At 47.2% G+C, this 11817-nt stretch carries 7 protein-coding genes, 2 tRNA genes and 1 pseudogene; all 10 read left to right on the top strand.

Annotation, left to right across the window (positions count from 1 at the left end; translation table 11 throughout):
• Window positions 1-123 precede the first annotated feature (123 nt).
• On the top strand, window positions 124-540 hold the full coding sequence (locus HMPREF3190_RS03895) for an FHA domain-containing protein (protein ID WP_066780582.1): 417 nt from the start codon (window positions 124-126) through the stop codon (window positions 538-540).
• A gap of 14 nt (window positions 541-554) precedes the next feature.
• Window positions 555-1655 carry a Stp1/IreP family PP2C-type Ser/Thr phosphatase gene (locus HMPREF3190_RS03890; RefSeq protein WP_066780595.1) on the top strand — a complete coding sequence of 367 codons (1101 nt, stop codon included), beginning with the start codon at window positions 555-557 and terminating at the stop codon, window positions 1653-1655.
• Window positions 1652-4411, top strand: a complete 2760-nt coding sequence (locus HMPREF3190_RS03885) for an FtsW/RodA/SpoVE family cell cycle protein (protein ID WP_066780580.1) — start codon at window positions 1652-1654, stop codon at window positions 4409-4411. The genes HMPREF3190_RS03890 and HMPREF3190_RS03885 overlap by 4 nt, the downstream gene beginning before the upstream one ends.
• A gap of 50 nt (window positions 4412-4461) precedes the next feature.
• Complete coding sequence (pknB, locus tag HMPREF3190_RS03880) at window positions 4462-6471, top strand: Stk1 family PASTA domain-containing Ser/Thr kinase (RefSeq protein ID WP_449676159.1); 2010 nt, start codon at window positions 4462-4464, stop codon at window positions 6469-6471.
• Between the two features lie 78 nt (window positions 6472-6549).
• Window positions 6550-6625: transfer RNA gene (locus HMPREF3190_RS03875), tRNA-Arg, on the top strand.
• Window positions 6626-7155: 530 nt separating this feature from the next.
• Window positions 7156-7824 (top strand): S24 family peptidase, encoded by a 669-nt coding sequence (locus tag HMPREF3190_RS03870; protein WP_066780578.1) that lies wholly within the window; start codon window positions 7156-7158, stop codon window positions 7822-7824.
• 392 nt (window positions 7825-8216) lie between these two features.
• Window positions 8217-8807, top strand: coding sequence for a 5-(carboxyamino)imidazole ribonucleotide mutase (purE, locus tag HMPREF3190_RS03865; RefSeq protein WP_449676158.1), 591 nt, complete (start codon window positions 8217-8219; stop codon window positions 8805-8807).
• Between the two features lie 235 nt (window positions 8808-9042).
• Entirely contained in the window at window positions 9043-10692 is a 1650-nt protein-coding gene (locus tag HMPREF3190_RS03860) for a Na+/H+ antiporter NhaC family protein (RefSeq protein WP_066780577.1), read from the top strand.
• A gap of 233 nt (window positions 10693-10925) precedes the next feature.
• Window positions 10926-11002: transfer RNA gene (locus HMPREF3190_RS03855), tRNA-Met, on the top strand.
• A gap of 328 nt (window positions 11003-11330) precedes the next feature.
• A pseudogene (locus HMPREF3190_RS03850) lies at window positions 11331-11817 on the top strand (cell filamentation protein Fic); the annotation flags it as partial.

The raw sequence follows: 11817 nt of genomic DNA, 5'->3' as shown, positions 1-11817 counted from the left end.
GCGATGTGTTTACTATTGGCAAAACCGATTTTCGTTTCACACTTTGTTAACGCGAGCGCGGTATAATAAAGCGTTCCGTCAGACGCGCGCAGAGAGGCACGAAAGCGCACAAAGGATTACAGAATGATTGATGTTGCACTGTTAGCAGGGCGTTTATTATTCGTCGTGCTGTTGTTTTTGTTTCTGTTCGCTATTATGAAAACAGGTGTTGGCTTAGTAAGCGGACAGCGTAAATCGCAGCGTAGTTGGACGCTTTCCGTTGAAAAGGGCCCTAAGGAGCTGCGTGGTGTATCTATTGCAGTACGCGGTCCTGTTATTGTAGGGCGCAGTCCAAATGCTGACATCGTTATAGCAGCGGGCTATGTTTCCGCACGTCATGCCAAATTTACGCTTATGGGACAAAATTTGTTTATTGAAGATCTAGGTTCAACGAACGGTACCGCTGTAAACGGAAAAAATATATCTGCTCCCTGCGCATTACGTTCGGGTGATTTGGTCAGCGTTGGCGATGTTTCGATACGGGTAAGGCAGCAAGCATGAGGTCATCGGGGAATATGTCGAACCATCTTGCTGCATTGCGAAGCATTGCAAACGTGCAGTTTGGTTCACGAACCGACCGCGGCTGCGTTCGCGATCATAATGAAGATTCGCTGGTGGTGGCACCTCCCTTGTTTGCCGTTGCCGATGGCATGGGTGGTCATGCAGCGGGTGAAGTGGCTTCTGAAATTGCTGTAAGCACGCTTGCGAAATGTGCGCCTGTGCATGCAAATGCGCAAGAACTGGGCAAAGCTGTTGAAGCTGCCAATCATGCTATTATCGATGCCGCTGCGCGCCGTGTAGGGCGCGAAGGCATGGGAACAACCTGTACAAGCGCGGTTATCGAGAACAACAAACTTGTGATTGCACATGTGGGCGATTCGCGTGCTTATTTGCTGAGTGATGGTCGCCTTGTGCAAATAACGCGCGATCATTCGTATGTTGCCGATATGGTTGAGGCTGGTCAGATAACCCCCGAGCTTGCACGACTTCATCCCAAACGTTCGTTAATTACGCGAGCGCTGGGTAATGATCCCCACATGAAACCCGATTTATTTGAAATGACGGTGCAGCCAGGCGATCGATTGTTATTATGCTCAGATGGTCTTACAACGATGCTGCTTGACGACGAAATTGAAGCGCTGCTTATTCGTGAGCGTAATCCGCAGCGCTGTGCGCGTATGCTCGTGAATGCTGCTAATGAAAAGGGTGGATTCGATAACATTACCGCTATCGTGGTAGACATTCAAGAAGGACGAACAAAGCGTACTCGTCGCGCCGCTCGTAAAACAAAAATTATGGTGGCGCTACTATTTTTGCTGGTTATTGGTTCGATAGCGGGAGGCTTCTTTGCGCTTGATCGCTATTTACACACCACAGCCTACTTGGCAAGTGAGGGCGAATATGTTGCTATCTATGAAGGCGTACCGGGAAGTGTCTTGGGTGTGTCTCATAATAAACTTATTGAAACAACAACGCTCAAAGTTGATGATTTGCCTGCAGGAACAGCTGAGCGCGTACGCAGCGGTATGAGGGTTGATAATGTAGCTATCGCTCACGAACGAGTTGACGCTTACAAGCACGACCTTGATCAGCGTAAACGTGAGGAGGCTCAGTGAAGCGCAGAAATCTTGAACTAGCGTTGCTCATTTTAGGTGCACCGCTGGTCATCTTGCTGTTCGCGATGCTTGCGCTTAACAGCACGAACGATGTAAAACTTACTTCATTGACAGTGCCCTTAGCGCTGTTTGCCGCGTTTATCATTTCGCATATTGTAATTCGTTTTAAAGCACCAAATGCGGATCCTGCAATATTGCCCATCGTGTTTGTATTGGCGGGAATCGGTATTTGTTTCGTCACGCGGCTTGCTCCAAAACTAGCTTTTAATCAGGTAATTTGGCTATTTTTGGGCGTTGCGTTCATGATAGCTATCCTGTGTGGTATTAAAAAATTCGAGAATTTGTCCCACTATAAATACACCTTTATTGTGCTGGGTTTGGTGCTGTTATTAAGCCCTCTTATTCCTGGCATCGGGAAAGAAATTTACGGCAGTCGTATTTGGCTTGGCTTGGGGCCGTTTTCATTTCAGCCAGGCGAGCTTGCAAAAATAGCTATCGTATTATTTGCCGCTGGCTATTTGTCTACTAATCGCGAAATGCTTTCTATTTTTTCATGGCATATCGGGCCTCTGCGTCTTCCTGATCCGCGCGCACTGCTGCCTGTGGTGCTTATGTGGGGCGTTGCGTTGTGCATTGCTGTGTTTGAAAAAGACCTTGGTAGCGCTATGGTTTTTTATTTCGTGTTCTTGGCAATGTTGTATACCGCAACAGGCAAAAAAACCTATCTTGTATTAGGAACGCTGCTGTTGGCGCTTGGTTTTGTTGCAGCATGGAGTGTGTTTACTCACGTACAAATTCGTGTTGCTAACTGGATAAATCCTTTTGCCGATGCGCAGGGCGCAGGGTATCAAATGGTACAAGCTATTTATTCTATAGCTGATGGCGATATTTTTGGACAGGGTATTGGGCGCGGTCTTGCATATAAAATTCCTGTTGTTGAAAGCGATTTTATTTTCGCATCTATTGCTGAAGAAATGGGGCTCTTGCGCGCAAGCGGCGTGCTTATGCTGTATTTATGCTTTGCCATTCGCGGTTATGCAAGCGCTGCACGTGCCAAAACCGACTTTACATCGTTTGTGTGTGTTGGCTTAACAACACTGATTGTGCTGCAAACGTTCATTATTGTGGGTGGTGTAACAGGGCTTATTCCGCTAACAGGCCTGACACTTCCCTTTATCAGCCAGGGAGGATCGTCGCTACTAGCAAGCTTTATGGCTGTTGGTTTTTTGCTTAAAGCAGGCGATGAAGGTACGGGTGTTACGCAGGAAATGCGTAACGCAACCACCACCATCAGCTCGAATAGCGTGCTCGGACGTGTTGCACTTGGTAAACGCTTAACACACAGCGTGGTGTGGTTTTCGTTCTTGTTTTGCCTGTTAGTGGGAAATTTGGTACGCATTATGGTGGTAAGTGCCGAAGCGTATCAAACGATGCCAAGTAACAACCATACTATTTTACGTGAATCACATGTGCAACGTGGCACTATTACTACTGCTGACAATGTTGTTCTTGCGCAAAGCGTTCTTCAAGAAGATGGAACTTACCAGCGGAAATATCCTGAGGGTGATTTAGCTAGCCACGTAGTTGGATACTATTCAAATAAGTATGGAACAAGCGGCATCGAAGCGTCGCAAAATACCGTTTTATCGGGAGCAAAAGGAAAAGCGTCGTGGATTGATGTTCTGAAGATGCAAGCAGGCGGTACGCGTGTTGGGAATAGCGTCGAGCTTAGCTTGGTGTCAAGCATTCAACACGCTGCTCAAAACGCACTTTTAGGCTTTAATGGTGCGTGTGTTGTGCTCGATCCAAAAACGGGTGCTGTGCTTGCAATGGCGTCTTCTCCGAGCTATAAGGCTTCGCAGTTCGAGCAGGTGCTGAAAGATAGCTTGAACACCCATACTGAGAACTCAAAACTACTTAACCGCGCCACCCAAGTTCGGTATGCTCCTGGGTCAACGTTTAAGATTGTGACCTTAGCTACGGCGCTTGAACAGCAAACAGCGCAGCTTTCAACACGCTACAATTCTCCTGGAACTATTGAAATTGGTGGCGGGAAAGTTTCGAGTGAAGGTAAGCACGACCTTGGTTCAATTACCTTGCAAAAAGCGTTTGCGTACTCGTCGAATACGGTGTTTGGACAGGTAGCGGTTCAGCTAGGAGCTCAAAAGCTGGTTGATGGAGCGCATCGTTTTGGGTTTGATACACAGCCTGCCTTTGACGTTCCAACGGCTAAGTCGCTGATGGCAAACCCAGCCGATATGACACTTTGGGAAACTGCGTGGGCAGGTGCAGGTCAGCCTGTTGGTAATCACGATGTGATTGGGCCGCAAGCAACAGTTCTGCAAATGGGTATGGTTGCGTGCGCTGTTGCAAACGAGGGGAAGCTTATCAAGCCTTACCTTGTAAAATCGATATATAATGCTGATGGTGAGAAAAGCTATTCCGCTACTCCTAAAATGTTTATGCAGGCTATGTCGCCTCAAACAGCGCACGATTGCCTTACTGCTATGTTAAGTGTTGTTGAAGAAGGTACTGGTCGTGCTACGCGTATCGCAAATATTAAAGTTGCGGGTAAAACAGGAACAGCGCAAACAAGCAAACAGGATGAAAATACGTGGTTTGTGGGGTTTGCGCCAGCTGATAATCCGCGCGTGGCAATTGCGCTTATTCTCGAGCGTTCAAACGGTACGGTAACGGCGGCTGCAAAAGCTCAAAATGTATTAAAAAGTGCACTTGTTAGTAAAGGACTTGATTAAATGAGTTATGCTATATTACATTTAATGGAACGTGGGCAAAGGAGCACTCTGTGACTGGATCGATGACAGGTCGGTTATTAAGCAATCGCTATCGAATAACTGAGCGCATCGGGCTTGGTGGTATGGCAGAAGTATACCGTGCTCAAGATAGCGTTTTGGGACGCAGCGTTGCTGTAAAGGTAATGCTGCCTCAGTATGCCAACGACCCAACGTTTACAGCGCGCTTTCGTCAGGAAGCTGCTGCTGCTGCAAACTTACAAAGCCCTTACATTGTAAATGTGTACGACTGGGGTCAAGATGGCGAAACAAATTTCATGGTGATGGAATTTGTGCGGGGAACCGATCTCAAAAATGCAATCAATCAGCGAGGTGCCATCAACCAGCGTAAAGTGGCCGAAATAGGATCACAAGTGTGTCAAGCGCTTTCAGTAGCTCATGGCATGGATATTATTCATCGCGATATTAAGCCACAAAACATCATGATTCAGCCTGATGGTAATGTAAAAGTGATGGATTTTGGTATTGCGCGTGCAAAAAATTCAACACTTGCAAAAACCTCAGCTGTTTTAGGAACAGCGCACTATATTTCTCCTGAACAGGCTCAAGGAAAAGAATTAACACCTGCGAGTGATATTTACTCGCTGGGCGTTGTGCTATATGAATCGGCAACAGGTAAATTGCCATTTGATGGACCCGATTCAGTAAGCGTTGCTATGAAGCAAGTGCAGGAAAATCCGCAGCCGCCTCGTGTGGTTAATCCGGAAATATCGCCCGATCTTGAAGCAATTATCCTAAAAGCTATGGCGAAAAAGCCTGAAGAGCGTTTTGCGACTGCGCTTGATATGCGTCGTGCGCTGAACGATTATTTGGCTGGTAAGCCTATAAGCAGCACGGCAATGGCGAACACCAAAACAGAAGTTATTGGTTCTATCCCGTCGGGATATGCGCAGCAGCGCGGTGCAACAGCAGGTCACACAGCTGTCATGCCACCGTTGGCAGGAGGATCTCCTCATTCATCTGCGCAACCGCGTCGTTATGATAGTTATCAAAGCGTTCCACAAAAAAGAAAAACGCCTGCTATTGTAGCTGGAATTATTGTAGCTCTTTTGGTAATTGCGGCAGCGGTGTTTGCATTTATGCATTTTTCTCCGCAATCGGGAGATATTGAAGTTCCTAATGTAACAAAAACCATGCTGCCCGACGCAATGAAACAAATAGAAGATGCTGGTTTAGTGGTTGGCACTATTCAGTATCGCGTTGAAGAGGGTGTTGATGAAGGCACAGTGCTTGATCAAAATCCAAAAGCAGGAGCAAAAGTTGCCCGCAAAAGCAAAGTAAGCTTGGTGGTTGCGCAAGGTAAAAACCAAATTGTTGTTCCGAATTTAGAGAATATGTCGCTTAATGATGCGAAGAAGGCGTTGCGCGATCTTGGTCTTCAGGCAAGCATTGGTGATCCTACGTTTAGTGATACTATTCCGAAAGGCAAAGTTGCAGGTCAAGATCCTAACGCTGGAACTCCTGTGGCAAAAGGTGCTACCGTTACGCTTATGCTATCTGCTGGTATCAAAAGCTCAAATGTGCCTAATGTAGTAGGAATGACCGAAGCAGAAGCGCGCGTGACGCTTGAAAACGCTGGTTTTAGTGTTGAGGTTGAGAAAATTAATTCGTCTAAGGGTAAGTTAGGCAGCGTTGTAAAGCAAACACCTGCAGCGGGTGCACAAGCGCGTGAACAGGCAAGTGTTCTTATTACTGTTATCGCTGGCGTAAACAAGCATAAAGTATCGCTTAATGTAAGCTCGGGTGGGCGCGTGTGGGCGTCAAGTTCACAAGTAAGTGAAGGCGAATCGGTAACGATTTATTATGAAGCTAAGCAAGGCTATGTGCTTGATAAAGCTGTTGATACGCGTTCAGGGAAAACTTTCCGTGTGTCTGATGAAACAGAAGGCAGCTTCTTAGTTTCAAACGTAACGCAAGACGTATCGGTTTCGGTAAGCTTTAAGAAAGTGCCAAGCACGCGCTCGTCAGCTTCGTCACAAAACCATTCAACACGCGATGCATAAATGCTCTTCGCTCATTTATTGTGTGCAATTGTGTGCATATGCCTTGTAAAGTGCTATGCTACAATACCTATGTTTTGCGCCTTCGTAGCTCAGGGGACAGAGCACCGCTCTCCTAAAGCGGGTGTCGGCCGTTCGAATCGGCCCGGAGGCGCCATTTGCCTGATAGATATTTGATGCTTGAACAGTGTGCAAAGGGTTTTGCGCTGTTTGGTGCACGGTGTCGTTCTTGTACGCTGTTAGTCTTGTATGCCGCAGTTGTTTGATACATACGCATTCGTTGTTTGTCTAGGTACTCATAAGCCGATTACTCTTAGGTAGACTAATCATGTCTGCTGCGTATTGAGCTTTTATGTGGCATTATTACATGAGATGGCACGTGAATGTACGTTGCCTTTTTATCTTCAATCAAGATTAAAACTAACTTAAAAATTTGTGTGTTTAATTTGGTGAGCTCCTTACTCCACTTATAGACAAGTAAATTATAAATATAGGTGACCTGCATAGATATATAACTCTGCTTTGCACTATAAGATTTGCATTAGAAATACTAACTATACAAAATTTCTTGTAGTTTATATTCTTACGCGGGTGGGTGTAATAGTATACAAAGGTACGAATTTCAAAACGTCTTTGAGTATTATTACAATTATCATTATTGTAACTTAAATTATAGGGCGGGTTGAGATGACGACTTTTGCAAAAAACTTAAGAGTGTTGCTGCATAATAACGATCTTACGCAGAAAAAATTTGCCGATTCAATTCATGTAACACTCACAACAGTAAGTGGTTGGCTTAATCGCGATGTTCATCCATCATGCTCATCGCTTTCTGATATTTGCCACAATTACGGCGTTTCTATGAAAGATCTTATTTCAGAAGATGAGGGCTTGTATGCACGTTTGCATACGCCGCAACCTGCATCGCCAGCGCTTCCTGTAGTTGGTGGTGATGGCAGTGTATCTCCGCTGATGAATTATAATTTTATTGCGGTAACTAATCCTCAAGATGGAATTACAAGCAACGTTGCTCTTCCAACTATTATTCGCGTTAATCATCCGCATGGTTACTTTGTTGTTGTACCAGATAACAGCATGAATCGTGTGTTGCCACGTTCATCGTTTGCCTTTATCGACCCAACGAAACATCCTGAAAATGGCTCGGTTGCGCTGTTGAGTATTGATGGTAACCCTCCTAAACTGCGCAGATATTTCCGCGGCGCTAATACTATTGTGCTTGCTCCCGATTCAGATAGCGGCTCGTATACCGATTCGCTGTTTTCGTCTGACGAAGAAGAGCGTGTACACATATTAGGAACGCTCGTGTGGTTCCAGTGCGCTCAAGAAATGGCGTAAGCTTGACGTATAAAACATACGCGCTATGTTGCCCCTTTGTTTGTAGCCTTTGGGAGAGGTCTTGAGCCTGCTAAGAGAGGTGTGATAGAGGGGCGCCCTTGCAATGCGCTAAAGGAGCATATGGTCCTTGAGGCATTAAACACGACACAATCCGTAAAAGACGAGCGATTTGCGCTTATACGTGGTATAGTTTACGTATCGGAAACGCGCATCGCTCGTTTGTTCGCTAAAATACCGTAACATATACGAGCACAGAGTGCGTTTGAATGGTGTAAGTTTACGTATAAAAGAATAAAATACAGTATAAGTGTCATTAATACCGAATGAAGCACATTATCAATGCACTTATACCCTCTGTGCGCAAGGTATTTCTTTTAAGGGAAGTGAGTTTGATGCAACAAACAAATCATCCTTCGACATGCGGTTGCGAAGGTACCGTGTTGCCTACAGAAGGAGCCGCCACCGCTGTAAGCGCTCCGGCTTCGTCGAGCTCTCCGAATGCTTCGAGTGTTGCGGGCGTTGAGTGCGATAAAGACGCGCTTGTGGGCGTTATCATGGGTTCGAAATCCGATTTGCCCTGTATGCAAGCGTGTATTGATATGCTGCGATCGTTTGAAGTTCCTGTAGAAGTTATTATTGCAAGCGCGCATCGCAATCCAGACAAGGTGCACGAATGGGCAGGCAGCGCTAAGCAGCGCGGCCTGAAGGTTATTATTGCAGCTGCAGGTAAAGCGGCACATTTGGGCGGCGTCGTAGCAGCGTATACGCCGCTACCCGTTATTACTGTTCCCATGAAAACAAGCGATTTGGGTGGGCTTGACTCGCTGTTGTCGATGGTGCAAATGCCTACGGGCGTGCCTGTGGCGTGCGTTGCCATTAATGGCGCTAAGAATGCGGCCATTTTGGCGCTTCAGATGCTTGCGCTGTGCGGACAGCCATACGACCATGTTATGGAGGAGTTTAAGAAACACGTTGGCGATTAGTTCGCGGTTGGTCGCGATTAGTTGGCGATTAGCGGGCGGTCAGTTCGCGGTCAGCGGTCAGTTAGTGGGCGATTATCGTGCCATGTGCCGCACGTTCCTCGCGTTTTGCACGCGTTCTACCAGCGTTTATGCGCATAATTGGTAAGCGATCAACGCACGCGATTAGTTGGGTTTTGTTGGACTGTGACTCGTATGATGTGAGTGGTATGCGTCGCACCGAGTAAAGGATATACATATGGAAGGCTTCGATTTAATTGCAACAGGAGTGTGGTCTATTCTACCTCCTATTCTAGCGCTTGGCCTGGCACTTCTTACAAAAGAGGTGTATTCATCACTTGCTATTGGTGTGTTTTCAGGGCTGCTGATTTATCAATTTTGCGGCTCGGGCGTGGGCGTTGATCAGTTCGTTGCATCGTTTACAATGCTTCCCAAGGTAATGGCGGAGCAAATTGCCGATAACGGCTCGCTTATTTTGTTTCTGGCACTGTTGGGTGCGCTGGTGGTGGTGATTGCTACCGCAGGTGGATCGCGCGCCTACGCTGAATTTGTGTCAACGCGCGTGAAGAACGCTCGTATGGCGCAGCTGCTTAGTGCCATTTTGGGCATTATCATTTTCGTGGACGATTACTTCAATTGCTTGACAGTGGGTGCTGTTATGCGCCCCGTTACCGACAAGTTTCGCGTAAGCCACGAGAAATTGGCGTGGATTATCGACTCAACTGCAGCCCCTGTGTGCATTATTGCACCGGTGTCTTCGTGGGCGGTGGCCATTGGTGGCTACATGGGCGATGATGGCTTCAACACGTTCGTGGCGTCAATTCCGTATAACTTTTACGCGCTTCTTACCATTTTCTTTGTGTTTTTCGTTATCGCAACTCAGCAGGATTACGGCTCGATGCTGCGCGCTGAGCAGGCCGCATTGGCGGGCAAGAACATTCAGGTGTCCGAGAAAGGCGCGCTTCACAAGGCGGCAAAAATGGGCATCAAACATATGGATGACGAACAGCTTGAAGGGCGTCCCGACATGCCGCCTGTTGTTACAGAGGCAAGCGACATCGACGATGCCGCAGCTCAAACGGCTGAAGCGTATAAGGGCTTGGATGTGTCCGAGAAAGGTCGCATGTTCGATCTGGTAATTCCTATTGTAGTGCTGATAATTTTCTCGATTATCGGTATGCTGTACGTGGGCGGCTTTTTCAAGGGCGTTGATTTTGCAACGGCGGTTGGCGAAAAGCCAATCGACGGTTTGTGCATCGGTGTGACGGTTGCCCTGCTGCTATCTGCGATTATGTTCATCCCGCGCAAGCTTACTACCCTGGGCGGCTTTACTGCCAGCATGTCTGAAGGCGTGCGTTCGATGGTTGGCGCCATCATGATTTTGGTGCTGGCGTGGAGTTTGGGCGGTGTGTGCAGGCACCTTATTGGAACTGGTCAGTTTGTGTCGCAATTTCTTACTAATGTGGGCGCGCCGCTTGTGGTGCTTCCCGCGATTGTGTTTATTGTTGCTGCTATTATTGCGTTTGCAATGGGAACGTCATGGGGAACCGTGGCGCTGATTCTGCCTATTGTGCTGGGTGTTTTCCCCACGGATAGCCACTTGTTCTTGGTGGCTATTGGAGCGACGCTTGGTGGAGCTGTGTATGGCGATCACGTGTCGCCGATTTCGGATACGACGATTTTGTCATCGACGGGCGCGCAGTGTAATCACCTGCGTCACGTGGCAACTCAGCTGCCTTATGCATCGTTTGTGATGGTTGTGTGCGCGCTTGGGTATGTGCTGGCTGGCTTTACGGCAAGCCCGTGGCCATCTTTGGTGCTCGGCGTTGTGGTTATTGCAGTTGGTGTGTTGCTGATGCATCGTATTAGTTTGAGGAAGGCTGCGTAAGAAGAAGATTTGGCGCGGCAAGTTTTGCGTGTGAACTGCGTATTCGTGCCGCGCCTTTTTCTCAGTTGTTTTCTTCAAAACGACATCTTGTATTTAGCGTGACGCTGTGATAAAATAACTTTTCGCTGTTTCAAGTTAGTGCGTTGAAGGTGCTCATAATGGACACCAGCGCATACAGAAAGGCAAAACGTGCAACGATGCGCGTTTATGCGGTGCTTGAACAGTATATATAGTGCGGGGTGGAGCAGCTTGGTAGCTCGCCGGGCTCATAACCCGGAGGTCGTTGGTTCAAATCCAGCCCCCGCGACCATCATTTCTGTCGATCTTCGGATCGACTTTTTTTGTATATGGTCCAGTATAGATCCTAGTGCTATATGATTTAGGAATCTGAGCGGCATACGCATAAGCATGTAGATAGACGTACAAGCAGGCGTTCCTGTCGCAAAAAAGAGGCAAATCGATTGTGGCTGTATGCACCTAGTCCTAAATGCCGAAGTGGTGAATATGTGCCGCTATCGGCAAAATTCTGTTACTTTCTTACCCAAAAATATACGTTTTTGCCGATAGCGCGTTATAGTATTCATGTGTGGGAGTGCTTATGCTGTCGTAATGACATATTTGGGAAGCGCAGGGTAGCCATGAAATATATATCAGTTGAGGAAGCGGCGAAAAAATGGGGAGTTTCCGCACGTAGTGCGCGAGGATACTGCGCTGCTGGAAAAATCGACGGCGCCCTTCTAACGGGAAAAACGTGGCACATCCCTGAAATCGCGTGCAAGCCCGAGCGCATCAACAAGAAATCTTATGCCCCAAAAACGCTCCTTGACGTGTTGAAAGCTGAGAAAACAGCAAAACTGTCCGGTGGTATTTACCATAAAATTCAGATTGAACTGACCTATAACTCCAACCACATTGAGGGCAGCTGTCTTACTCACGACCAAACGCGTTACATTTTTGAAACGAACACAATCGGCGTATCGGATAGTGCAATTAACGTTGACGATGTGATGGAAACGGTCAACCATTTTAAGGGTATTGATATGGTGATTGACAGCGCACATCGTATGCCGAGTGAGGCTTTTGTCAAGCAGTTGCACGGTGTTTTGAAAAGTGGAACTTCCGATT

This window comes from Umbribacter vaginalis, assembly GCA_001552935.1.
GTDB classification, from domain to species: domain Bacteria; phylum Actinomycetota; class Coriobacteriia; order Coriobacteriales; family Eggerthellaceae; genus Berryella; species Berryella vaginalis.
Note: the sequence above shows the minus strand (reverse complement) of the source record. Positions and strands in the feature narration are given on the sequence as shown.

What these genes read in the sequence shown, in the direction of transcription:
- HMPREF3190_RS03890 (WP_066780595.1), top strand. Translation starts at nt 555, where the DNA reads ATGTCGAACCATCTTGCTGCATTGCGAAGCATTGCAAACGTGCAGTTT.
- HMPREF3190_RS03895 (WP_066780582.1), top strand. Translation starts at nt 124, where the DNA reads ATGATTGATGTTGCACTGTTAGCAGGGCGTTTATTATTCGTCGTGCTG.
- HMPREF3190_RS03870 (WP_066780578.1), top strand. Translation starts at nt 7,156, where the DNA reads ATGACGACTTTTGCAAAAAACTTAAGAGTGTTGCTGCATAATAACGAT.
- HMPREF3190_RS03860 (WP_066780577.1), top strand. Translation starts at nt 9,043, where the DNA reads ATGGAAGGCTTCGATTTAATTGCAACAGGAGTGTGGTCTATTCTACCT.
- purE (WP_449676158.1), top strand. Translation starts at nt 8,217, where the DNA reads ATGCAACAAACAAATCATCCTTCGACATGCGGTTGCGAAGGTACCGTG.